Raw genomic sequence first — 25123 nt, 5'->3', positions numbered from 1 at the left:
CCATGCTGGGCACACTAACAAAAAAAAGTGGTTTTAACCACTTTTACGGGAACAGATATTCCATTCTACTAATTTTTCGGTTTCCTTTAATGCTTTGCCTACTCGGTACCCTTTATCGATAACAGTTTGCGTTTGAGTCGATCTTTCTTGAATAAAACGCGCTTCTAAAATATGCTCGACCAATGACAATTGTTCAATTAATAGTTCAATTCTTCTCATCGTGCATCCCTCCAGTTGCTATCAAATTCTGCATTTAATGAAGAATACCTCTCTCCATGACAAAACTAGAAGTATTATGCTAATACCTTTGATAATTCGACACACAAACTTGAAACCTTCAAGATAGAATCTCGTCTAGTAGTATGTGGTTATGATACACTGATACCCGAGGTGACGAGCTTGGAAATTAACTACCCGAACGGTAAAATTTACACTCCTAAAAAAAATAATAGTGAAATTCGCTCAAAAAAGGATTATTCCTATAGTAATAGGGGAAAAACGTTAGAGGATGAGATTAATGAAACGAATGACTACTACATGCAAAAGGGTACAGCCGTCATCCACAAGAAACCAGTACCGATTCAAGTAGTCAAAGTAGAATATCCATCCAGAAGTGCCGCTGTCATAAAGGAAGCTTATTACCGTATTGCTTCGACGACAGATTTCAATGGGGTCTGGAAAGGGCTACATGTGGATTTTGAAGCGAAAGAAACAAAAAATAAAACCTCGTTTCCTTTAAAAAATATCCACGCTCACCAAATTGACCACATGCGACTAGTCACAGAACAAAAAGGAATTACCTTTTTAATTGTTCGGTTTTCATTGATTAACCGCTATTTCATTCTACCATTTCAACCCTTGCAAGATGCTTGGAATGTAATGTGTAATGGTGGTAAAAAATCAATACCGTTCGATTTTTTTGAACAACACGCCTTTGAAGTAGTCCCAGGAGCATACCCTCCGATAGACTATTTACAAGGAGTAACAAAGATGCTTTCAGAGTAATCTGTAAAGCCACGAAAGTGAGGCGTCGATCGTGAGCGAAAATATTAACTCTCGTGGACAACGAAGAAAAGAATTAGAGAAACAGAAGAAAACCAAAAAGATATCTAAAACAGGTTGGATTCGACGCATTGTAGTTGCCATTTTTATCATCGGATTAGCCGGTTTATTATTCGGTGGAGGACTTTTTGCATTTTACGCTAGCTCTGCCCCAAAATTAGATGAAGAATCGTTGAAAGATCCAATTACATCCGTAATTTTAGATAAAAATGATGATGTATTCGCTACAATTGGATCATCAGAAAAACGTGATTATGTCAATTATAAGGATATACCGAAAGGTATGGAAGATGCGATTTTAGCAACTGAAGATGTGCGTTTCTATAAACATAATGGAATAGACTTTTATCGTTTAGGTGGAGCAGTTCTTGCAAACATTACAAGTGGTTTTGGTTCACAAGGTGCAAGTACAATAACACAGCAAGTGATTAAAAATTCATTTCTTCAAAATGAAAAAACGCTAAAACGTAAAGCACAAGAAGCCTATCTTTCCTACCAACTAGAAAAGAAATACGAAAAAGAAGAAATTTTTGAAATGTACTTTAACAAAGTATTAATGTCAGGTAATATATACGGATTTGGTACGGCTTCAAATAGCTTTTTCGGTAGAGATATTAAAGATTTGAAGTTACATGAGATGGCATTGTTAGCTGGTATGCCACAAAGTCCAAACAACTATCACCCTTTTGATGACCCAGAGGCTGCAGAAAAACGCCGTAATATTGTGTTACGACTTATGGAACAACATGGAAAAATAACGAAAGCAGAAATGGAAGAACAACAAGCGATTCCTATTGCAGAAGGATTGTTGCCTGAAGAAAAACGTCAAATTTCTAAAGAAAATAAATACGACGCTTATATAGATATTGTAAAAAAAGAATTAGCTGCAAAAGGTGAAGATGATTCACTAAATTATGGAATAAAAATTTACACCACCCTTGATCCACAAGCTCAAGTTTCGGTTGAAGAAGCATTAGCTAGTGCAAACTTCCCTACTGAAAGCATGCAAGCTGGTATGACCGTACTCGATACCAAAACAGGTGCAATCGTCGCAGTTGGTGGCGGTAGAAATTATGAAAATGGAACAAATTATGCGAGACAAACCGATCGTTCAATAGGCTCCACTGTTAAGCCTATTCTTGATTATGGTCCTGCAATCGAATATTTAGACTGGTCAACCGGACATACAATTGTAGATGAAAAGATGACTTACACAGGAACAGATCAACAAATTCGCAATTTTGACGGGGAATATTTAGGTTCTATGACGATAAGAGAAGCATTATTTCGTTCTAGAAATATTCCAGCTGTAAAAGTATTTAAAGAAGTAGATGCAGGAAAGCGAAATGAGTTTGCAAATAAGTTAGGTTTTACAGGAGATTCTCTTGATTTTGAAGCTGCAGCAATCGGGGGAACGTATAATAAAATTAATACAATGAAATTAGCTGCCTCATATGCAGCATTCGGTAATGCAGGGATTTATTCAGAACCTTACACTATTAGAGAAATTGTCTTCCGTGATGGAGAAACGAAAAAAACCTATAAACCAAAATCTACACCTGCCATGAAGGATTCAACTGCTTTTATGGTAACTGATATGTTGCGTGATGTAGTAAGTGAGCGAAGTGGTTCAACCGGTAAAGCAGCAAACATTTCGGGACTTGATGTGGCTGGTAAAACGGGTACAACTAATTATGATGCAGATGAATTTAATAAGTACAATTTAAAAGATGGATCAGCACCTGATGTTTGGTTTGCTGGTTACACATCAAACTATTCAATCGCAGTTTGGACAGGATATCATACACGAAAAGACGCAATTGATACAACTAATCAAAATGAGCGTACATTTGCTCAAAGATTATTTAAAAACGTTATGACAAGTGTATCCGATGGCAAAAACACAGCAAGTTTCAAACGTCCAAATTCAGTTATTGAAGCAACCGTTGAAGTAGGCACTTCCCCTCTTCGACTTGCAAGTGAATTTACACCTGCAAGCTTAAAGCGCACGGAATTATTCGTTCGCGGGTCAGAGCCAACACAAGTATCTTATGAATACGAAAAAGTTGAAGTCGATGCTCCAACTAAACTAAAAGCAGACTATAGTGAAGGCGATCAAACTGCTACCTTATCTTGGGACCATAAAGCACCTTCTAAACGTGGCAAAAAGAGTAATCTTGATGTAGCATTTGAAGTTTCCTATGCGATTGATGGAGGTACCCCTACCGTTCTTCAGAGTACAAGCCAAAAAGGTTTAATTGTTACAGGGATTGCACCAGGAAGTACGTATACATTTACTGTTGTAGCAATAGCAGATAATATCAGAAGTTCACCAGCAAGCACCACTTTAGAAATTGATGCTGTTGAAGTACCTGAACCGGTTGAAGAAGAAATTCCCGAAGAAGATAAAGACGTGGAAAAAGACAAAGAAAAAGATAAAGATAAAGATAAAGATAAAGATAAAGAAGCACCACCTGAAGAGGAACCTGCACCACCTGCAGAAGAACCAACACCTCCTGAAGAAGAACCAACACCACCAGTAGAAGAGCCAACGCCACCTATAGAAGAACCAACACCACCTGAAGATGGCGATGATGATTCTGCTGATGAAGCAACAGCAGCTTTATCTAACAGACAAAATAACTGACGTTACATCCTTAACTCCATAACGAAAAAAAGAAGCAGATCTGTGAAAAGATCTGCTTCTTTTTTATTTAAATTTATTTAAATAAAGCTATTTTATCATTTCTTTAACTGGCTAATCTAGTTGCTAATGTGGAATTCTGCTTGAACTATTGAAGTGCAAGAACAATTGAATTAATTGGATACCAACACTTTATTCATACGTTTTTTACCTTCTCTACATATTGATAAAAGTGGACACACTGAGCATTGTGGATTTTGTGCTTTACAATGATAACGACCGAAGAATATAAGTTGATGATGTGTTCGCGTCCACTTGTCCTTTGGCGTCTTCTTCATAATTGTTTCTTCTACTTGGAGAACTGAATCTTTCCATCTGCAAAGTCCCAATCGTTTAGACACACGTTCTACATGCGTATCAACTGCTAATGCCGGGATATTAAACGCAACTGACACGACTACATTAGCTGTTTTCCGCCCTACTCCAGGAAGTGTTGTTAACAAATCTCGATTTTCTGGAATTGCTCCGTCAAATTGTTCTATTACCATTCGACTTAAGGCTTGAATGTTTTTGGCTTTGTTACGAAATAATCCAATTGATCGAATATCGTTTTGAAGCTCTTCTATAGGAACGTTCAAATAGTCTTGTGGTGTTTGATACTTTGCAAATAAACTTGGTGTCACTCTATTAACTAGCACATCTGTACATTGTGCGGATAGTAATGTAGCGATTGTCAGCTCAAATGGATTACTGTGAACGAGCTCACAATGAGCATCAGGGAACATTCTGTCCATTTCTGATAAACAGTACTCCCATTGAACTTTTGTTATCATATACTCACTTCCTTACTCTCGCTCTTCTAACCAATTATAAAAAGGAATTTTATTTGTTTTTTGTGGTTGCGTCGGTGCTGTTCTTTCCGGTACTGTTCGGAATTGACTTGCTTGTTTTTCGACGTCTTTCATGGTTTTGACGTTTTTCTTTTTCCATTCAAACAAGATACGATCAATATAACGTAAACTCATTTTTTGACCAAGAACCGCTTCTTTTAATGCTGCACGAATAAGCTCAGGTGATTGCTGATCTTGATCCATCCACATAGTTATGGTTTCACTTTCCATTGGTGAAAGAAAACGACCAAATTCTTGCTCGAACAAGCGGAAAATCTCGCCTTCCTGTTCTTTTTGAGTTAGTTCTTTTTTAGAGGTTTTTTCGCTCAGAATATGGTCAATTAAACGATTCCATAATGCATGAAATGAAAAAGCCTCAAAGAGAATACCGTTTTCGTCGTATCTTTGCTGAATCGATAAATAGCCTTTTTGAAATAGTCTTTGCATATGTTGACTGACTTGATCATGCGAAAAATGAGAACGATCCACTAAATCATCCGGCGTTGGAAAATGGTTTCCCTTTTCAATAAAAGCTAACATATGAAGAATGAGCAAAGCTTCGTCATCTTGTATATCACATTTTTTATAATGTTGAAAAAAGAGCTGGGAAATGGTTACATTTCCCTGCTCTGTCCACATACGGAGCCGATCTGGTTGTTGTTGTTGCATAACCGAAATCCTCCTTTGTTTTTATTATGGGTATAAACGGTTTAACAGACGTGGGAATGGAATTGCTTCACGAACGTGCTCTGCACCACTAATCCATGCTACAGTTCGTTCTAGCCCTAGACCAAATCCTGAATGCGGTACTGAACCTTGTTTACGAAGTTCTAAATACCATGCATATGCTTTTTGATCAAGACCATGTTCATCTAAACGTTGTTTTAATAATTCGTAATCGTGAACACGTTCAGATCCACCAATAATTTCACCGTATCCTTCTGGTGCGATTAAATCCGCACATAATACAACATCGTCACGATCCGGGTGAGGTTGCATGTAAAATGGTTTAATACCAATTGGATAATGCGTAATAAATACCGGTTTCTTATAATGTTCCGCGATTGCAGTTTCATGCGGTGAACCGAAATCTTCTCCCCACTTAATGTCATCAAATCCATTTTCATTTAAGAATATGATGGCATCATCATATGAAATTCGTGGGAACGGAGCTTGAATATGTTCAAGTTTCGTTACATCACGTTCCAAACGCTCTAATTCTAATTTACAGTTTTTTAAAACTGATTGAATGACATAAGATACAAATTGTTCTTGTACTTCTAAGTTTTCTTCAAACTCAACAAACGCCATCTCTGGTTCAATCATCCAGAATTCGATTAGGTGACGACGTGTTTTAGATTTTTCTGCACGGAAAGTAGGGCCAAAAGAAAATACTTTTCCTAGTGCCATTGCAGCGGCTTCCATATAAAGCTGACCTGATTGTGATAGGTATGCGTCTTCATCAAAATATTTAGTTTTGAATAATTCAGATGTCCCTTCAGGAGCAGATCCAGTCAAAATTGGTGGATCTACTTTTGAAAAGCCATTATCATTGAAAAATTCATACGTTGCACGAATTACTTCATTTCTTATTTTCATGATGGCATGTTGTTTGCGTGAACGTAACCATAGATGGCGATTGTCCATTAAAAATTCAGTTCCATGCTCTTTAGGAGTGATAGGATAGTCTACCGCTTCGTGAATGACTTCGATTTCTTTTACTTGAAGTTCAAAACCAAACGAAGAACGCTCGTCTTTCTTCACTTCCCCGATTATATACATAGAAGTTTCTTGTGATAATGATTTTGCAGTGGCAAATAATTCTTCAGATACTTCTGCCTTTACAACGACTCCTTGAACAAATCCAGAGCCATCGCGAAGCTGTAAAAACGCGATTTTTCCACTTGAGCGTTTATTCGCTAACCAAGCGCCTAATTTTATTGTTTCACCTAAATGATTATGCAAATCTTGAATCATAATTTTTTTCATAAGTTCCTCCAGAAATTATAGCAAATCTTCTTGCCATTTTGATCGTACAAATGAATCTATACGTGCAACAGCCGCTTCAAGTAAATCAAGCGAAGTTGCATATGATAAACGAATAGTTGATGGAGCTCCAAAACCAGATCCAGGAATTACCGCAACATTAGCTTCAGTTAGTATGGCTTCCACAAATGCATCTACAGAGTCGTAACCTGTCATTCGTGCTGCTTCAGAAACATCTGGTAATAAATAAAAAGCACCTTGAGGTTTTAATACTTTAAAACCTGGAATAGCAGTGACTTTCGGGAAAATAATTTCTAAGCGCGATTCAAATGCTGCTCGCATTTCTTCAACCGCATCTTGTGTGCCATTATACGCTTCGATTGCAGCATATTGAGATGTTGTCACAGGATTTGAAGTAGAGTGACTTGCTAAATCCGTCATTGCTTTAATGATTTGTTTGTTACCAGCAGCGTAACCAATACGCCAGCCAGTCATTGAATGGGATTTTGAAACTCCATTAATGATTATTGTACGCTCTTTTGCATCATCTGAAACTTGTGCAATCGATACGTGCTGTGCATCTCCATAAATTAATTTTTCATAAATCTCATCTGAAATAATCCAAATGTTTGCTTCTTTACAGACAAGTGCAATCTCTTGTAACTCAGCTTCCGAATAAATCATACCGGAAGGATTGCTAGGGGAATTTAAGATTATCGCGCGTGTTTTATCAGTAATAGCACTTTTAATCTGTTGCGCCGTAATTTTATATTGTTGTTTTGCAGTTCCTTCTATGTATACGGGAACTCCACCTGCAAGTTTGACTTGTTCAGGATAACTCACCCAATAAGGAATTGGAATGATGACTTCTTCTAATTCATTCAAAAAGACTTGGAAAAATGTATAAAGTACGTGTTTTGCTCCGATTCCAACTAAAATTTCAGAAGGTTCATAACTTAACTCTTGATCACGCTGCAGCTTGTCTATAACGGCCTTTTTCAAAGCAGGTAAGCCACCAGCAGGGGTATATTTGGTCTTGCCCTCATTCATGGACTTAAGAGCTGCGTCTAAAATGTTTTGTGGCGTATTATAATCGGGTTCTCCAGCTCCAAGACCAATCACGTCAATACCTTGTTCTTTTAGATCTTTCGCTTTTGCTGTAATAGCAAGTGTCGTTGATGGCGTCAATGTGTGAACACGGTTAGCTAATTGCGGTTTCAAAATCGATCGTCCCCTTTTACAAATTTAAAATACGTTTCCACCATTTTCCGTCTTCGAAAAGTAAGTACACGTAATTTAACTTGTCATTTTGATTCAAAAAAGTAATTTCCCAAACCGCAGTGTCTTGCTCCCAACCAAGTTTAGTATGTAGCACTTCCTTCACTTCAAACTCATCTTGTACCACTGTTAAGGCTTGTTGTTTTGAAATCCCATTTTTTAGTATTACTTCTTCAATAACTAAATTTTCGCGATTAGTTGGGATAAAAACAGCTTTTTCTTCCCCATTTCCATCTTTTCCACGAACAGTAATATATATGGTTGATCCACTGTACACCATTGAATCCGACACTTCTTTTAAATTTCCCTCACTAACTGCTAGTTGTTCAGCTTTTTCTTTGACGTCTGCAAAAGGTTGTCCTGCTTTCCAAATGACAAACAAGCTAATACACAGACTTAGTGAAATAATAAAAACACTTATAAATATAACCCAACTTTTCATGTTTGCACCTTACGTTTTATAAATTGTGAAAACGGCTTTCTCTTGATTGTCTTTCTCTAGTGCAAGTCCAAACATTAAATCTCTATGTTTTAAAGTGCGATTTAGGGCGTCTACAATTTTATACAAGTCTGATTGATAGTCAACCGTAACCGTTGAAATTATTTCAATTTTGCTTTCGATTCTAAACCCCTTCTCTCTTTACTCATACTTTCTCATTATACCAATGTTCTAGGTCTAAGACCATATCTTCTAATGATACTTTCTTTACCTGAATATCAGGTAAAGCTCTAATAAATTCTTTTCCGTACGACTTTGATTGGATACGACGATCGAGCACAATAAAAACACCTCGATCTGAAGATGAGCGAATTAATCGTCCAAAACCTTGTCGGAATCTAAGAATTGCTTCAGGCAATGCTAGTGATGAAAAAGAATTAATTCCTTGCTTTGTTAAACGCTGTGCTTGTGTTTTAAAGACAGGTTCATCTGGAGATGAAAATGGCAATCGCACCATGATAACTGCAGACAACGCATCTCCTGGTACATCGACACCCTCCCAAAAACTATTGGTACCAAATAGCACCGATTTACGAAAGCGTTGGAATGATTTTAACAACTTCATCCGACTACCTGAAGTCATGCCTTGTGCAAATAACATATACCCTTCAAGTAATGTTGTATCTTGAATTAGGTCAACTGTTTTTCTTAACATATCTTGAGATGTAAACAACACAAAACATCGGCCTTCCGTTACAAGGACAGTTTGAATGACTGCATCTGCAACGGCGTCTATAAAGTCAGATTGTGATACATTTTGAATATCAGGCATGTCATCCACAATAAATAAGTTTGCACCTTGGTAAAAATCTCTTGAAGCATTATAGGTTTTGATTTGCACACTTTCAGGAAGTCCTAATTTATTTACAATAAATCGACTATTTCCTGGCACTGATAATGTACCTGAGGTCCAAACTATAGCAGCATCCCCTCGCCACTCATTAAATACTTCATCTACAGCATGTGTACTATTAATTGGCTTTTTATACACATGAAGACTACTAGGAATACTTCTTCGATCAAGCTCTATCCAAACAGAATATTCTTTCGGAGATGATAGAAAAATGTCGACCCATTCTCCAGTTTTAATTTTCATTTCATTTAGCCAATATTGCCATTCTGCTGTTACTAATTTGTCAACATGCGTTGAATCTAATAAACTTTTCGACAATCGGTCAAGTAAATTTTGTGCAATTGTAATCCATCTTTGGAGATACTGGTAAACTTCCTCTAATAAAGCATAATCAATTGAAAGCTCTTCAAGTAATATCGTTTGTTTGGAATGAGATTTATGTGTACTTTTTCCTCTTACATTTTGTACAAGTGATTGGACGGCTTCATCAAACTTACTACTACATCGTGCATAGATTCGATCTAGTTCTTCAAATGACCCTATCGTGTTAAAACCATGATTTTCTAAAACTTTTGCAAAAGATGAAGTTAATTGCTCTTGATCACGTGTCCCTAGTTGTCCAAATACATATCTCCATTGAGTGTAAGAAAAGATTCGCTCTTCACGGGCATTCGCCGCTTGAACAAATTGATGAGCTTCATCGATAACAAACGAAGTAATTTCATTGGTCAACAGTGGCTCTAAACGATGTTTATCTGTAAATAACATCGCATGATTGGTAATGAGTAAATCTGCTTGATGACTTTGAGCTAATGCATATGAATGAAAATCATGGTTACTTACTTCTGATGTTTTTATTGAAAATGCATTTTTCCGTACTTTGTCTAGAAAATATTGACCTCCACTAGACGTATTTAATTCGCCTAGATCTCCTGTTACTGTAGTTGTTAGCCACACTAATAACTGACAAATAGTAAATGTATCATCATAGGATTCATCTTCAGCTCGTAGTAACTCTTCAAATCGATGTAAGTCCATATAATGTCTTGCACCTTTTAGTATGGCCACATTTACTTTACTTTTGACGATTGCTTCTAATTTAGGTACTTCCACTTCAACCAATTGCTCCATCAAATGTGAAGTATATGTACTAATTAATACTTTCTTTCCTTGTTGTTTTGCATGGAAATAACTAGGCATTAAATAACTCAATGTCTTGCCTATACCTGTTGATGCTTCAATCGCTATTTCATCTTTTGCTTGTAAGGTTTTCCATATGGAATCCATCATTTGAAACTGACCATCACGCTCTTTAAAGTCTTTAAGCCCTTCTGAAAAAAACAATCGTTTCTGATTTTTTGTTTCAGGATAATTAATAGATGATTCAACAGGTCCAGGTTGGACTTGTTTTCTACGTAAAGCAATCCCTTTATAGATATCCAAATCATCTTTTACTATCATCAATCTTTTTTTCTGAAGTGCTTCAAAAAATAAAGAAGAACTATCATATTTTAGTTGGAACGATCTTTTATGGATATGTTCCAACGTTTGAATAGGTAGTTTTTCAATTTCTTTCATACATTCAATAAACAGTTCAGCTGTTGCGTATGCATCATCGTCTGCACGATGTGCGTTTGTCATCTCGATGCCTCGTTCTAATGTAATATCTTGTAATTTATAACTAAAAGAAGTGGGAAATAGTAAGCGAGATAATTCAACAGTATCCATCTTTTTACCTTTCCACAAAGGAAATCCAATTCGCTTAAATTCAGCTTGAACAAAAGACAAATCAAAATTAGTATTGTGAGCGACAAATATACAATTTTCAAGCATATCAAAGACGTCTCCTGCAACCTCTTCAAAAATAGGTGCTTGTTTAACATCTTCATCAGAAATATTTGTTAGATCTTGTATGAAAAAAGGAATTTTCTTGCCAGGTTGGATGAAGGTTGTATAGGTTGATTGTATTTTCCAATCTTTAACGAAAACAACAGCAAATTGAATCATTCGATCTCCTTTTGCAGGAGAATGACCCGTTGTTTCAATATCAACGATGGCATAGGTAGGGCTTAACATAAAATATCAACTCACAATTTAGACTTCTTACAAAAAATTGTATCACAAAACATCTATTTAGGTGTAACTGACACTAAGTAAACACGTCTATGTCAACAAAGAGATTTTTGTCAAATAACATATGACTGAAGTATACTTTGATTGGATTATTAGTCTTGTCATTAACTGCTTGTACCACAACATCTGAAGGTGGTATGAATGATGAAATTAAAAGCGGTAATATCTTCTGAGTTATTGAGCTAACGACTCAAGTAGAAGTTGTTTTTAAAGGGTTTTTAGGGAACGGCCAAATAAGGTCACTAACAATTATGAAGGTAAAGAAAAAACCTTTGAAATTACTGAAGATGCAATTGGCGGTTTTGATTACGTTAATGAAATTGATTACATTGCGTACTCTAAAAAAATGGTAAAACATTGCTATTAAATTTACTCTTGGTCTCTTTAGATGAACCGATCTCAAGAATTAAAAATAAAGTAATAGACGAAGTTACTTTCGTCCATTACTTTTTTCATTTTTCTTTACAAGTTTCTTAGCAAATTATTTCTTCTATAGCTAACCATTAGGTAGTAGGAATTATATTATTTAAAGGAATATCTAAAAACTTTCTATATTTATTTGGTTCAATTTCTTGATAAACTCTTACAAATCTAACTTCAAAAGTTGGAAAAGGAATAAGTTCTTTTTCTGCTAAGTTCCCCATTTCTCTAAGTTCCTTGTTTGATAAACCATAATTTATTTTCCCTAAAGTCATATGTGGGACAAAATCGTCAAGTTCAAAAAACTTTTTAATTAAATCATTAGAAGGAGAAATTACTCGCACTATACTTTTATGTAGTTTATATAATTCATTTGAAGTTGCACTTAAATAAAGGATATCCTCACCAAAAAACATTGGTTTTTCCAGTGTTATTTGAAAGGAATTAAAGTTATTACATACTTCTTTAACTTTACTAAGCCACTTCTCATCTGTGGTTAATCCACCTTGTGCCTTCAGAGTTATATGTGGTTCGACAACATCTGTAATACGATTGTTTTTCCATTTATGGTGAAAATCTAGTAGTCTTTTTTTGTATTCATCTGAAGGCACAATTCCAATAAAAAATCGCATTTAATATCACTCCTTAAATAAATCTATTCCTTCATGAGATATACTGACCATTTACAACGATCTCAAAGTAATGCACACCGTAATTTCAATAACGTTCCGTTAGCAAAAAAAGTCTAATTAAAATGCAATATAAAAAGGCTGAAGTTTGTCATCTATACAATATTCAATTCTTTGCCTAAAATTTTTCCACGTGACCATATCCAATGCTTCATCAATAGGAAAATAACCTACTTCTAGACTCTCAGTACTAGTTGTAAGTGCTCCTCCAATCGGTGTACCCAAAAATAATGTATTACAAATTGAACCACTTACATTTTGAAATACTCCACAAAATTTTGTTATTTCAATATCTATTCCCGATTCTTCTTTGGTTTCCCTGATTGCAGCTTCATTCAAGGATTCGCCTTCTTCAACCTGTCCACCAGGCATTTCCCATCCTCTTCTTGGTCCTTTAATCAATAAAATTTCTTTTTGATCATTTAGTACAATCGTTGCTGCTGAAACAATATGTTTTGGTGTCATTATCTCAATCTCCATTTCCATATTTGTTTTTATACCAATCCAACTAACTTCTTTAAAAACACGTGCAAAGATATCGAACCCATTATTTCCTTTTCTTCTCTTAATTTACGTTCCCAATCGTCTTTTATATTTTAACATAAATATCCAATTGGCATTTAACGAAATTTTTTATCAATTTTAATTATGAAAACTGAAAGTCGTGAATCGAATAAAAAACAAAATAACACCTCAATTCGCACGTAGCAACAGCAAATTGAGGTGTTATTTTATCTTCTAAAACATGTACAATCACCAATAACCTACTAGATATCATAAACGAATAGAAAAAATATATTTTAATTATTGTTAAAAATTGTTAATATAATTTTAAGTCTTTTTTATAAAAATGCTATGTTAAAGAAGGATGTTAATTTTTCTTGAAAAACAAACGAGTACATTTGCGCCTAGCAAGCCGCAAGCGCAAATGGACGATAAAACATCATGTTAATTTAACAGAGCTATATAAAAAGATCTATAATTTTTAAAAAATAGAGGTGAGCTATGTGAATGTTGATAATACACAAGAGAATTTGGAATGTTTAGGATGTGCATTGGCGAATCAAGATTTATTAGTTCATGTGGTTTATGAAGATAAGTTTGTCTGTTGTATTTTAGACCATGATCCTTTTAATGAGGGACACGCTTTAATATTACCTAAGAAACACTTTCGTTATGTCGATGAATTTGATCCACAAACAGCCATTGCAATAATGAAGGCATCTCAACTACTTTCAAAGGCTATAAAAAAGCTATATAATCCCGATGGTATAACGATATGTCAAAATGGTGGAACAATTGATGAATTGTCTCATTACCATATGCATGTTGTACCAAGATATGAAAATCAATCTTTTGCTCGTTTTTACACAGAAGAATCTTGGAGCAATGATGATCTTAAAAACAAATTCTTAACTACAAGGAATGAATTATCGAAAATAATTGCTGAGTTATTATAGTGCATTTTCAAATAGGCTGTCTAATAAGTCCCTAAAACACTTGTTACTTGGTTATATGATTGTAGTTAAAGGCGGCGAAAAACATCTGCTCCTGAATTGCACTGCACCGCTGCGGTAGCTTCGTCGCAAAGATTAGGACCAAAAGCAATTTGGCCCTAATCTTTCCAGCGGGAAAAGCGAGTCCAGGTGAAGATCTCGTAGTCGAACAAAGGAACTAAGGCTAAGAACGCCATATCTTATGGCAACTTCTTAGTGACCAACATCCTGTTGACCTAAGGTGGTTCACGGTCCGCCTATTTCTGTTTCTGCATCGCTTCGCTAACTTCGAAACATGAAGGGCTTTGTCACGGAAAACAGTAGAGTTGTTTAATAGAGCCAACAACGTTAAAAAGTCCGCTAATTCAAATGCGAATTAGCGGTCTTTTTTGATGTTTATTTTAAGGTTTGTATCAGAGAACTTCTTCTCTTATTGTTCATTTCATTAAGTTAGAAACCAAAGTGAACATGTAAAGAAGTTTTATTTATGATTACATAACGGTTGCTTCAGGCTCGTGGCTAATGATTTCTCGGATTGAATTGTTTTCATTCATAATTGCGACAGTTGGTTTATGCTCTTTAGCCTCATCGTTCATCATATATACATACGATAAAATAATAACGATATCCCCTTTTTGAACAAGACGAGCTGCTGCACCGTTTACACAAATAACTCCGCTGCCTCTTTCCCCTGCAATTATATAGGTTTCAAAACGCGCTCCGTTATTGTTATTTACAATATGAACTTTCTCATTTGGCAACATACCTACAGCATCTAAAAGGTTTTGATCAATTGTAATACTTCCTACATAATTTAAATCCGCTTCTGTAACTACAGCACGGTGAAGTTTTGAATTTAACATCATACGTAACATCGTTTACTCTCCTTTACGATCCAACAACATATTGTCGATCAGACGTGCTTTTTCGAAAAAGACAGCTACCGCTAATATAACTGTCGTGTCATTTGATACGTCAGTTGTCAGGTTTGGATAGCTTAACAATTCAACATAATCAATTTTTCCTGAAATGGCATTTTCAATGTGTTGGGTGGTAACTTGTTTAGCTTGTTCTATATTTTGATTCAACTTATACTGTTCAATTCCAAGTTGAATTGCTTGATGGATAATTGGTGCATGTGCTCGCTCTGCTTTACTTAAGAAAACGTTTCGAGAACTTTTTGCTAGACCGTCTGGTTCCCGAACTGTGGCTCCCCTGCGAACTTCCAGTGGAAAATTATAATCTCGGACCATTGTCTCGATAATCGCCAATTGTTGTGCATCTTTTTGACCAAAATAAACGGTCGTTGGTTCGACTATATGAAAAAGCTTCGTGACTACTTTTAATACACCATCAAAATGTCCCGGTCTTGAAGCGCCACATAGTACATTTGCTTGAGCTCCTGCATGTATCGAAATACCTCCATCTTGTGGATATATTTCATTTACTTGAGGGAAAAACAATAAGTCTACACCGGCTTCTTTTGCTAATTTTGTATCTCGTTCTAAATCACGAGGATAGCTATCCAAATCTTCATTAGGTCCAAATTGGGCAGGATTAACAAAGATACTCATGACTACATAGTCATTCTCTTCTCTAGCTTGTTTAACAAGGGATATATGTCCTTCATGTAAATAGCCCATAGTAGGGACAAAACCGATGCTCTTGCCAGAAACTCTTTGTGTCTTAATATATTCTTTTAGCTCCTTAATCACTTGCACTTGGATCATTATTTTCCTCCGTATAACTGTTGGTATTCGTCATCTTTCATTGTAAAACGATGTTCAACTGCTGGAAATTCTCCAGTTTTAACTTCTTCTACATATTGGGCCAAGCCAGCAGAAATTTCTTTCCCTGCTTGAGAGAAGGCTTTTACAAACTTCGGCATGTGATGACTACCATACGTCACAGTGTCATGAAAAACGAGGACTTGACCGTCTGTTTCTGCCCCTGCACCAATGCCAATTACAGGAATTGAAAGTGTTTCAGTTATCGTTTTGCCCAGTTGATAGGGAATACATTCTAGAACGACCATAAAAGCTCCTGCAGCTTCACATGCAAGTGCATCTTCAATTAATTTTTGTGCTGCTTGTGCGGTTTTCCCTTGAACCTTATAACCACCCGAAACACTTGCCGACTGTGGTAGGAGACCCAAATGAGCTACTACAGGTATACCTGTACGTGACAATAATCGAATGACATCGATGACTTCGTCTGCCCCTTCAATTTTTAAAGCTTGTGCATTCGTTTCCTGGAATAAACGAATTGCGTTAGTGAGTGTTGTATCAAGTGAGCCATGGTAAGTACCAAAAGGCATATCGACAACTACAAAAGTATCAGGTGCCCCACGTCTCGTCGCTTTCCCGTGATGAATCATATCTTCAAGAGTTACTTGAACTGTTGAATCGTAACCAAGAACCACCATACCAAGAGAATCTCCAACAAGTAGAATCTCGACACCTGAGTCTTCAGCAAGTTTTGCTGAAGGATAGTCATATGCAGTTAACATAATAATTTTATTGTTTTCTTTTTTCATCTTCATAAATTCAGTAGTCGTTTTCATTTCCTATCTCCTCTCTTTTGAGAGAAAACCAAAATAAAAACCCTTCTGGCCAAAAAAATGGACAGAAGGGTGGTTTAGGTAAAAGAATTGGTTTCCTCCGTCCCTGTCGATTAAGATCAAGGCAGAAATTATTCAATTTTATAATATCAAGTTTGTTCATCAGGTGCAGTTCTACTCAGATACTGCCCTTCGCATTTACTATAACAGAAATGAAATACACATTCTATATTAATTCATTTTTGTTAATTTTGAATTTGAATGTCCGCAGAATAAATTCCATGAATTTGTCCGTCGTCTGTTTTTACTTGTAAAACGCCTTCATTTGTTATGCCAAGAGCCATTCCTTCAATTGTTTGGTGAATCATAATCGCTTTTATTCGTTTGCCCAGTGTACACGAATAACTTTCCCAAAGGATTTTTAGTGGTTCAAAACCATGCTTGACGTATAAATCAGTATAAATTTCTAAATGATGCAATATACGAGCTACAAGCTGTGCACGGTCTACAGGCTGTCCTGTGACCATTTGTATGGAAGTGGCAATGGATTGAATCTCTTGTGGAAAATCACTTTGTTGTTGATTTGCATTAACACCAATACCTAAAATGATTGCTTGTACACGATCAATGTCCGCTTGCAACTCAGTTAAGATTCCTGTACATTTCTTTCCATTGATTAGTAAATCATTAGGCCATTTGATCTCAGTTCTAACTTGACAGACTTCTTCAATGGCTCTAGTAACTGCAACAGCAGCAACTAAAGTAAATTGAGGTGCTTTGGTAGGAGGTATTTCCGGTCGAATGATTACACTCATCCAAATCCCTTTGCCTTGAGTAGATGTCCAAGCACGTGCTAAACGTCCTTTTCCTGCAGTCTGCTCTTCACAAATAACAACAGACCCATCAGGAGCTCCCGATTGCACAAGTTGATGGGCGATTGGTTGAGTGGATGGACATGTTACTTGATAATGAATGTTTCGACCAAAACGCTTTGTCGTTAAATACTGGTCTATTTTAGCAGCTTGCAATGAATCAGGTGATGATGTTAAGACATACCCTTTTTTCTTCACCGTATCTATTTCAAAACCTTCTGTTTCAAGTTCTTTTATGTGCTTCCAAATAGCTGTTCTTGACAATCCGAAGTCATCTGCCAATTGTTGACCAGAAATAGGTTGACCATTCGCAGCTAATAAACGTTTTGTAATCTCATATTTAACTGTTGGATTCATTCATTATCCATTCCTTTATTGTGGTAGGATTGTTCACTACTTTTTGATGTAAAACAGCAAGTTCTATTTGAGTAAGTATTTCTTTAATCCAAGGTCCGCTCGGCTTGTTAAACCATTCCATCAAATCTTGTCCTGAAACTTCAAGATCTCGAATCGATTGAATAGGTAACGATTGTTTACGTTTATCAATTTCATCAATCGGCATTGGTTGAATGTCACTTTGAACAACTCTAGATAACAATTCTGCATGAATAAGTATGTTTTTATCAAAGTGATATAGGTCGTCAATTGAAAATAATCGTTCATAGCGTATTTGCGTCGCTTTGATTAATTGGTTAATTTGTTGTTTTAGATCTTTTGATAATTTGAAAATTCTAGCTAGTTCTGAACCATTAGGTGTTTCTTGAAGTAAACATAAAAATGCCCAACACATCAATACATTTTTAGGATTTCCTAATTGAGTCCATTTTTTATGAGTGAAAGGAAAGTCTCCTGGAAGTTGCTTTGCCAAGTTGCTCTTAACAAGGTAAATCATTCCTTGATCTAGATTCGTACTCATCCACATTTTTTCGAGTTCGGCAGTTATTCTTTCGATCGACACATATGAAAGATCGCTTGCGCACGATTTAATCGCATTAAGAGTGTTCAATTCAATTGTAAAACCTAGCTGTGCTGTAAACCGTATCGCACGAAGCATGCGCAATGCATCTTCTTTAAATCGGTCTATTGGCTCTCCCACTGTACGAATCAATCCGTTTTTTAAATCACGCTGACCTTCGAATAAATCGATGATTTCAAAACTCTCATTCATAGCAAGGGCGTTCATTGTAAAATCTCTACGTTTTAAATCATCATCAAGTGAAAGTACGAACTTTACATCAGTTGGTCTACGGTGATCCGTATATTCCCCGTCTGTACGAAACGTCGTCACTTCAATTGGAACACGATTTTCTATTACGACTACAGTTCCATGTGCAAGACCCACATCTGCAGTTCTCTTAAATATCGTTTTTACTTCGACAGGTAAAGCACTTGTTGCAATATCAATATCGTTGGCTTCTTTATGACTAACAAAATCGCGAACTGCCCCACCCACAAATACAGCTTCATATCCGTGTTTTTTTAGTGTTTCAATTATTTTTTTACCAGCTTGCCATTGTTCAGTTGTGAACATGTTGAAGAACTACTTTCTCGTAAAGTTTTTCATATTGGGACACAATTAATGATGAATGGAATTTATGAGAAACTGTTTTAATAGCATTCTCCCTCATACGATTATGTAAGTCTTCATTCGTTAATATTTTAATTGCATAACAAGCTACGGCTTCAGCATCATGTAAAGGAACGATATAACCATTATGACCGTGATTAATTACTTCAGGTATTCCCCCTATATTAGAGCCAATACAAGGAACACCACATGCCATAGCCTCTAATAGTACTAAACCAAAAGCTTCTTTTTCGGACAATAACAGTTTTAAATCACTTATGGCATATAATTCAGAAACATTTTCTTGTTTCCCTAAAAATACGACATCCTTTTCCAAACCTAAAGAACTGACTTGTTTGATAATGTTACTCATTTCAGGACCATCACCAACGAGTAGTAATTTAGCAGGCATTTCTTTTCGAATATAAGCAAAACTTGAGATGACATCGCCAACATGTTTTACTTTGCGAAAGTTTGAAACATGAATGACCACTTTTTCATCCTCTTGAATGTTAAAGCAAGATTTTAAATTTGACGATTTATTTGGAAAGTATTCACGTTCGTCCACAAAATTATAGATGGTTTCTATCGTTTGGTCTGGTTGAATTAAATCATTGGTTTGATTTTTGAGCGAGTCTGAAACTGCGGTCACAACATCTGATTTCTCTATACCATAACGAATGGCACCTGAAAGTGATGAATCGTAGCCTAAAACACTAATATCAGTACCATGGAGCGTCGTAACAATGCCAACACGCTGCCCCGCCATATCACGAGCTAAAACTGCGCAAACCGCATGCGGGATAGCGTAGTGGACGTGAAGGATATCTAAATTTTCCTTTTTTATGACTTCTGCCATTTTACTGGCTAAGGCAATATCGTATGGTGCATATTGAAATACCGAATACTTATTTACTTCTACTTGATGAAAAAAAATATTTGGGACCACACGATTTAACTTAAATGGCATGCTTGAAGTGATGAAATGAATTTCATGGCCACGCTCTGCAAGTAACTTTCCGAGTTCAGTTGCAATTACACCTGAGCCTCCTACTGTTGGATAGCAAGTGATGCCAATTTTTAATTTCTTCACGAAGTCACCTTCCTTTCTTATGAACGTCTTTCTTCTAGCAGTCGCCAATTAATAAATCCTTCTTGTAAACCTTTTAATAATACTTCAGCTGTTCCCATATTTGTTGCTAATGGGATTTGGTATACATCACATAATCGAATTAGTGCCGTAACATCAGGTTCATGAGGTTGTGCTGTTAAAGGGTCACGGAAGAAAATGATCATGTCCATCTCATTTTTTGCAACCATAGCACCAATTTGTTGATCTCCACCTAGTGGACCAGATTGAAAGAGAAATACTGGTAAACCCGTCTCATCAATAATTCGCTTTCCAGTAGTACCAGTAGCACATAAATCATGTTCAGACAATATGGACAAATATGCTGTCACAAATTGAATTAAATCATCTTTTTTTCGGTCATGTGCGATTAAAGCAATTCTCATAAAATTCCCATCCCATCATTTATAAAATATTTTCTAGTCCGTAAACAAGTTCTTTTATCTCCATTACTTGATTAATAGAAAATGTAACACCCGACATAAAAGATTGTCGATTATATGAATCATGACGTAGCGTAAATAGTTGTCCCTCTCCTCCAAATAAAATTTGTTGGTGAGCAATTAAGCCAGGTAAACGTACGCTATGTATTGGAATTCCATCATACGAAGCACCTCTAGCTCCCTCCAACGTCTCTTTTTCATTTGGATGGCCTTGTTTATGTGAAGGTCGCACTTCAGCAATCATTTGTGCTGTCTTATAAGCTGTTCCTGATGGGGCATCGAGTTTTTGATCATGATGCATTTCAATGATTTCAACATCGGGAAAATAGGCAGCTGCTAACGATGCAAATTTCATCATCAATACTGCACCAATCGCAAAATTTGGAGCTACAATACAGCCAAGTTTATTCACTTCTGCAAGTATAGTGCACTGTTGTAATTGCTCATCAGTAAAACCAGTTGTTCCAATGACTGGTCTTACATTATTTTGCAAACACAACATTGTATGTTCAAACACTTGATGTGGTGTTGTTAAATCCAGAAACACATCTGGTTTTATCGTGACGATCAAGCTTTCTAAGTTTAGGAAAACAGGAACTTCATAACTTGCTGGGAAATTAGGCGACTCACTTAACAAATCACCTATATCTTTGTGATCTAGAACTGCAACTAGTTCCATATTCTCATTATTCATTACAGTATGTACAGCTTCTTGCCCCATTTTTCCACGTGGTCCACCAATCGCAACTCGAATCATGACTGTTCCTCCTTCAACGTCCAACGGTTTTTATCTCTTGAATTAAACTTGTCCATCACTTGATCATGTGCTCTTTGTATATCAATTTTCTCTGCATTTGCAAAACAAATGAGAACAAATAGTAAGTCCCCTAATTCTTCTTCCAAGCTTTTTTGCGCTTCAGAGGATTTTTTCTTTTTAATGCCGTGCACATGCTGAACTTCTCTAGATAACTCACCAAGTTCTTCTGTCATCCGAGCAAGCATTTCAAAAGGAGGAAAATAACCTTCTTTAAATTGTCCTATATAGTCATCGACTTCTTTTTGTAATGTTTGAATCGTTTTTTCAGTTGTCATATGTTTCACACTCCTAACCCTATCCTAATAATAAGAAATCATGTTGTCAAAACACTTATAATGCATGATAATAGCGTAGTGTTCTTTTTAAGAAATTGAGGTGTTTGTATGCTTAAAGGTATTAAATTCAAAAATATCTTTTTCATTTTGCTAGGTTCAGCCATTTTTAGTTTTGGTTTTGTCCATTTTAACATTCAAAACGAACTCGGTGAAGGCGGGTTTAGCGGGATTACATTAATATTGTTCTTCGTCTTTAAATTTGATCCAGCATTAATGAATTTATTATTAAATATACCAATGTTTATTATTGGTTGGCGCCTTCTTGGTCAAAAAGTATTTGTTTATACGATTATCGGAACTGTTTCTGTATCTATATTTATAAAGATATTCCAAATATATGAAATCAATATTCAATTACAAGACGATTTATTTTTAGCATCGCTATTTGCAGGCGTTTTTGTTGGAATTGGACTTGGTATAATTTTTAGATATGGCGGAACAACTGGTGGCGTAGATATTATTGCCCGACTCGCACATAAATATGTTGGATGGAGTATGGGGAAAACAATGTTTATCTTTGATGCAGCGGTAATTTTGCTTTCATGGTTAACATTTTTAGATCATCGCTCCATGATGTATACCTTGGTTGCCGTCTTTATCGGTTCTCGTGTCATTGACTTTGTTCAAGAAGCTGCATACAAAGCTCGCGGTGCTTTTATTATTTCTGAATTTCAAAGTGAGATAGGTGATCGAATTGCAAGTGACATGGATCGCGGAGTAACCGTATTAAGAGGCTTTGGCCATTTCACAAAAGCTGATCGCGAAGTACTCTATTGCGTGGTTGGTCGCAATGAAATTGTGCGTTTAAAAAATATTATAACATCGATTGATCCACATGCCTTTGTGTCTGTAACAGAAGTTCACGATGTCATGGGTGAAGGGTTTACACTCGACGAGCAAAAACGCCCGATAGATTAACATGATTGCGAATCAAGCCATTTTAGAAAAAACTCTTTACAAACTAATAGTACAAAAAAACTCACGAAGCATGATATTCATGCTCGTGAGTTTTTTGGTTCTATTCTGAACGACTCATTCCTGTGTACATGAGTACTAAACGTACTAATTCAAGAACAGCAACTGCCGCAGCAGCTACATATGTCATTGCAGCAGCATTTAATACTTTTTTAGCATGTTTTTCTTCTTCGTTACGAATGACCCCATGAGATACAATTTCAGTCATCGCGCGACTAGATGCATTGAACTCTACCGGTAAAGTAACAATTTGAAAAACTACCCCTACAGCTAATAAAACGATACCTAATAGCAACATGTTAGACATTCCAGCAAAAATACCAATCATTACGAAAATCCATGATGCATTTGAAGAAATGTTAGCAACAGGTACTAATTTATGACGCCATTGTAAAAACGTATATGCTTCTTTATGTTGAATCGCATGACCGACTTCGTGAGCAGCAATTGCTGTCCCTGCTACAGATGCTTCATGGTAGTTGTGAGAAGACAACGCAACAATTCTAGTCATTGGATTATAGTGATCACTTAGAAACCCTTGACTTTCTACAACTTTCACATCTTTCAAATCGTTTTGATCTAAAATTAAACGTGCTACTTGAGCACCTGTCATTCCAGAAGTTGAGCGTACTTTTGAGTACTTTTTATACGTGCGTTTGACTTTAAATTGCGCGTAAAGAGGTAACAATAGTAGTACGGCAAAGTAGAGCAAAAATCCCAAATCAACCATCCTCCTATTTCTATCTACTTATTATTTTATATGCTGTTTAAGAATTGAGCAACTATTTCGTTTGCACATTCCGTGACGATTTGATGACCATGATCGCTAATAAAATACATGCAATTGACAACCAAAACGTAAAATAACCAATCGTCTGGGTAAATTCACTTAAACTGCTATATATCGGCATTTGTCCAAAGACATAGTCAATTACGTCATTATGAAGTGTCCAAATAGCAGCAATCAATAAATGGAACCAATTAAATTTATACATAGGAATATACAACACAGCTTGTAAAGCCATAGCAAAGTGACTAACAACAAGCATCCACCCTACGAAACCAATTGGTCCCGCTTCAAATTGCGTCCAAATATTCATAGCGACTGCCCAAAGGCCATATTTTACTAAAGTAATTAACGCAAGTGCTTCTATTAGTTTAAAATGTAGTCCAATTAACCAACCGAATAAAGCAATTGAGAAAAATAAGCTTGCAGTCGGACTATCTGGAACAAAAATCAGAAATATAGGTTCGGTTATTTCCATCTGCCATCTATACCAATAGTAGCCGTAGACAGTACCTAGAATATTAATAATGAGCAATAACCACATAAATGGTTTATAAAATAATATGTATTTAATTTGAGTGAATAATGGATTCACTTTCACACGACCCCTTTTTCTAGAAATAGCGCCACTCTAGTTAGACTCGCCCTCAAAATGAATGCTCCCACTCATTCATAAACGAGTTTCTTAGCAGGACACAGAAACTATATGTAAAAGCTGTTTTATTGATTAAACATTTTTTTGATAAAGATAATGAAAAGCCTAAAGCCATCTAGTTTGACAGTATTGTTCAAAGACTGAATACAAAGCATTATGTGTAGCTCGATAATACTTATACTTTCTATCTAACAAAAAAAGAGCCAGTTTCCTGACTCTTTCTCGGTTTTATCATGGACTTAACTCATCAATAAATTTAGCTAACTCCTGTAACTCTTCATCAGTACCTTCCCAAAGGCCAGCAGCCATGGTACCTTGACCATTTACCGCGATATCCGCAATTTCTTCAGCTGTTTTATCAGTAGTTGCAAGAGATGGCCCTAAACCGCCTTCAAATGCATTACCGTGACAACCTATACAAGAAGCTTGTGAGTATATCTTATACCCTTCTGCTTCTGTGTCGAATTGTGCTTCTTCACGAATTTCACCTTGAGCTTTTGCTGCTTCCCAATCATGGTTAACAACTGATTCCCAAGTCAGGTAAATCATTGAAGCGAGTGCAAGTAACATAAATGCCGTTGGTAACGGTCGTTTAAATGCACGACGTTCTGGACCTTTGTCCATAAATGGCGCGAGTAATAGTGCACCAAATGCTAATCCTGGAATTACAATTGCTCCGATTACATTAAATGGACCAGAAGCAAATTCATATTTTAGTAATTGATATAAGAATAAGAAATACCAGTCAGGTAATGGAATATATCCTGTGTCTGTTGGATCCGCTTGACGTTCAAGTGGTGATGGATGTGCAACAGTTAAGATTAAATAACCAACTAAGAAAACTGAACCAACCATCCATTCTTTCAATAAGAAGTTAGGCCAGAAAGCTTCTGTTTTGCCTGGATACTCGGAGTAGTCTTTTGGAATATTTGATTTGCGATCTGCAGGTATACGAGAATCCCCGACAAATTTCATTCCTTTTCCGCGATGCATAGTGTCCCCTCCTTTTAGAAATCATCAAAGACGCTGTAGC

Annotated in this window: 26 protein-coding genes; 4 read left to right on the top strand and 22 right to left on the bottom strand. The window is 36.2% G+C overall.

The annotated features are described in order from the left end of the window. Nucleotides 1-33: 33 nt before the first annotated feature. Nucleotides 34-219: a hypothetical protein gene (locus C406_RS0117070; protein WP_017381873.1), complete on the bottom strand. Its 186-nt coding sequence runs from the start codon at nt 217-219 to the stop codon at nt 34-36. A gap of 180 nt (nt 220-399) precedes the next feature. Between C406_RS0117070 and recU the strand changes: the two genes are divergently transcribed. Next, nucleotides 400-1005, top strand: a complete 606-nt coding sequence (gene recU, locus C406_RS0117065) for a Holliday junction resolvase RecU (protein WP_017381872.1) — start codon at nt 400-402, stop codon at nt 1003-1005. A gap of 31 nt (nt 1006-1036) precedes the next feature. Then, nucleotides 1037-3709 (top strand): penicillin-binding protein 1A, encoded by a 2673-nt coding sequence (locus C406_RS0117060; protein ID WP_017381871.1) that lies wholly within the window; start codon nt 1037-1039, stop codon nt 3707-3709. 170 nt (nt 3710-3879) lie between these two features. Here C406_RS0117060 and nth read toward each other — a convergent pair whose 3' ends face one another. The 9 genes from nth to C406_RS0117020 all read right to left on the bottom strand — a co-directional run bounded on the left by nth (nt 3880) and on the right by C406_RS0117020 (nt 12919). Beyond that, entirely contained in the window at nt 3880-4539 is a 660-nt protein-coding gene (nth, locus tag C406_RS0117055; RefSeq protein ID WP_017381870.1) for an endonuclease III, read from the bottom strand. A 12-nt stretch (nt 4540-4551) separates the two neighbouring features. After that, nucleotides 4552-5265 (bottom strand): DnaD domain-containing protein, encoded by a 714-nt coding sequence (locus C406_RS0117050; RefSeq protein WP_017381869.1) that lies wholly within the window; start codon nt 5263-5265, stop codon nt 4552-4554. Between the two features lie 24 nt (nt 5266-5289). Further along, nucleotides 5290-6585, bottom strand: a complete 1296-nt coding sequence (asnS, locus tag C406_RS0117045; protein WP_017381868.1) for an asparagine--tRNA ligase — start codon at nt 6583-6585, stop codon at nt 5290-5292. Between the two features lie 15 nt (nt 6586-6600). Then, nucleotides 6601-7803, bottom strand: coding sequence for a pyridoxal phosphate-dependent aminotransferase (locus tag C406_RS0117040; protein ID WP_017381867.1), 1203 nt, complete (start codon nt 7801-7803; stop codon nt 6601-6603). Between the two features lie 16 nt (nt 7804-7819). Further along, nucleotides 7820-8302, bottom strand: a complete 483-nt coding sequence (locus tag C406_RS0117035; protein ID WP_017381866.1) for a cell wall elongation regulator TseB-like domain-containing protein — start codon at nt 8300-8302, stop codon at nt 7820-7822. A gap of 9 nt (nt 8303-8311) precedes the next feature. Further along, nucleotides 8312-8482: a YpmA family protein gene (locus C406_RS20330; protein ID WP_081503781.1), complete on the bottom strand. Its 171-nt coding sequence runs from the start codon at nt 8480-8482 to the stop codon at nt 8312-8314. A 22-nt stretch (nt 8483-8504) separates the two neighbouring features. Continuing rightward, complete coding sequence (gene dinG, locus C406_RS0117030) at nt 8505-11288, bottom strand: ATP-dependent DNA helicase DinG (protein WP_017381865.1); 2784 nt, start codon at nt 11286-11288, stop codon at nt 8505-8507. A 560-nt stretch (nt 11289-11848) separates the two neighbouring features. Beyond that, complete coding sequence (locus C406_RS0117025; RefSeq protein WP_017381864.1) at nt 11849-12397, bottom strand: 2'-5' RNA ligase family protein; 549 nt, start codon at nt 12395-12397, stop codon at nt 11849-11851. A 117-nt stretch (nt 12398-12514) separates the two neighbouring features. Continuing rightward, entirely contained in the window at nt 12515-12919 is a 405-nt protein-coding gene (locus C406_RS0117020) for an NUDIX hydrolase (RefSeq protein ID WP_017381863.1), read from the bottom strand. 542 nt (nt 12920-13461) lie between these two features. Between C406_RS0117020 and C406_RS0117015 the strand changes: the two genes are divergently transcribed. Continuing rightward, complete coding sequence (locus C406_RS0117015) at nt 13462-13914, top strand: HIT family protein (RefSeq protein WP_017381862.1); 453 nt, start codon at nt 13462-13464, stop codon at nt 13912-13914. Between the two features lie 527 nt (nt 13915-14441). On the opposite strand, the gene panD is transcribed toward C406_RS0117015, so the two are convergent. The 9 genes from panD to C406_RS0116970 all read right to left on the bottom strand — a co-directional run bounded on the left by panD (nt 14442) and on the right by C406_RS0116970 (nt 21613). Beyond that, a complete protein-coding gene (panD, locus tag C406_RS0117010; protein ID WP_017381861.1) occupies nt 14442-14825 on the bottom strand; it encodes an aspartate 1-decarboxylase in 384 nt (127 codons plus the stop codon). 3 nt (nt 14826-14828) lie between these two features. Continuing rightward, entirely contained in the window at nt 14829-15680 is an 852-nt protein-coding gene (gene panC / locus C406_RS0117005; RefSeq protein ID WP_017381860.1) for a pantoate--beta-alanine ligase, read from the bottom strand. After that, complete coding sequence (gene panB / locus C406_RS0117000; RefSeq protein ID WP_017381859.1) at nt 15680-16513, bottom strand: 3-methyl-2-oxobutanoate hydroxymethyltransferase; 834 nt, start codon at nt 16511-16513, stop codon at nt 15680-15682. Before panB ends, panC begins: the two co-directional genes overlap by 1 nt. A gap of 242 nt (nt 16514-16755) precedes the next feature. Continuing rightward, on the bottom strand, nt 16756-17739 hold the full coding sequence (locus C406_RS0116995) for a biotin--[acetyl-CoA-carboxylase] ligase (RefSeq protein ID WP_017381858.1): 984 nt from the start codon (nt 17737-17739) through the stop codon (nt 16756-16758). After that, a complete protein-coding gene (locus C406_RS0116990) occupies nt 17723-18913 on the bottom strand; it encodes a CCA tRNA nucleotidyltransferase (RefSeq protein WP_017381857.1) in 1191 nt (396 codons plus the stop codon). Before C406_RS0116990 ends, C406_RS0116995 begins: the two co-directional genes overlap by 17 nt. Next, the gene (gene bshA / locus C406_RS0116985; RefSeq protein ID WP_017381856.1) at nt 18900-20042 is read right to left on the bottom strand and encodes an N-acetyl-alpha-D-glucosaminyl L-malate synthase BshA; all 1143 of its coding nucleotides are present in this window, start codon (nt 20040-20042) and stop codon (nt 18900-18902) included. Before bshA ends, C406_RS0116990 begins: the two co-directional genes overlap by 14 nt. 17 nt (nt 20043-20059) lie before the next feature. Further along, nucleotides 20060-20464: a methylglyoxal synthase gene (gene mgsA / locus C406_RS0116980; protein WP_017381855.1), complete on the bottom strand. Its 405-nt coding sequence runs from the start codon at nt 20462-20464 to the stop codon at nt 20060-20062. 19 nt (nt 20465-20483) lie between these two features. Then, on the bottom strand, nt 20484-21278 hold the full coding sequence (gene dapB, locus C406_RS0116975; protein WP_017381854.1) for a 4-hydroxy-tetrahydrodipicolinate reductase: 795 nt from the start codon (nt 21276-21278) through the stop codon (nt 20484-20486). Further along, a complete protein-coding gene (locus C406_RS0116970; protein ID WP_017381853.1) occupies nt 21275-21613 on the bottom strand; it encodes a nucleotide pyrophosphohydrolase in 339 nt (112 codons plus the stop codon). Before C406_RS0116970 ends, dapB begins: the two co-directional genes overlap by 4 nt. Nucleotides 21614-21721: 108 nt before the next feature. Here C406_RS0116970 and C406_RS0116965 point away from each other — a divergent pair, with 108 nt between their 5' ends. After that, nucleotides 21722-22591: a YitT family protein gene (locus tag C406_RS0116965; RefSeq protein ID WP_017381852.1), complete on the top strand. Its 870-nt coding sequence runs from the start codon at nt 21722-21724 to the stop codon at nt 22589-22591. A 100-nt stretch (nt 22592-22691) separates the two neighbouring features. Here the strand turns inward: C406_RS0116965 and C406_RS0116960 are convergent, their stop codons facing one another. The 3 genes from C406_RS0116960 to C406_RS0116950 all read right to left on the bottom strand — a co-directional run bounded on the left by C406_RS0116960 (nt 22692) and on the right by C406_RS0116950 (nt 25083). Further along, nucleotides 22692-23378 carry a zinc metallopeptidase gene (locus C406_RS0116960; protein ID WP_036654991.1) on the bottom strand — a complete coding sequence of 229 codons (687 nt, stop codon included), beginning with the start codon at nt 23376-23378 and terminating at the stop codon, nt 22692-22694. A gap of 52 nt (nt 23379-23430) precedes the next feature. Continuing rightward, nucleotides 23431-24030 carry a DUF1405 domain-containing protein gene (locus C406_RS0116955; RefSeq protein ID WP_017381850.1) on the bottom strand — a complete coding sequence of 200 codons (600 nt, stop codon included), beginning with the start codon at nt 24028-24030 and terminating at the stop codon, nt 23431-23433. Between the two features lie 291 nt (nt 24031-24321). Then, a complete protein-coding gene (locus tag C406_RS0116950; RefSeq protein WP_017381849.1) occupies nt 24322-25083 on the bottom strand; it encodes a menaquinol-cytochrome c reductase cytochrome b/c subunit in 762 nt (253 codons plus the stop codon). Between the last annotated feature and the right edge of the window lie 40 nt (nt 25084-25123).

Origin of the sequence: Paenisporosarcina sp. TG-14, from assembly GCF_000297555.1 — a bacterium.
Lineage (GTDB): Bacteria > Bacillota > Bacilli > Bacillales_A > Planococcaceae > Paenisporosarcina > Paenisporosarcina antarctica.
The sequence above is the reverse complement of the archived record's forward strand: the minus strand, read 5'-3'. Positions and strand labels throughout refer to the sequence as shown.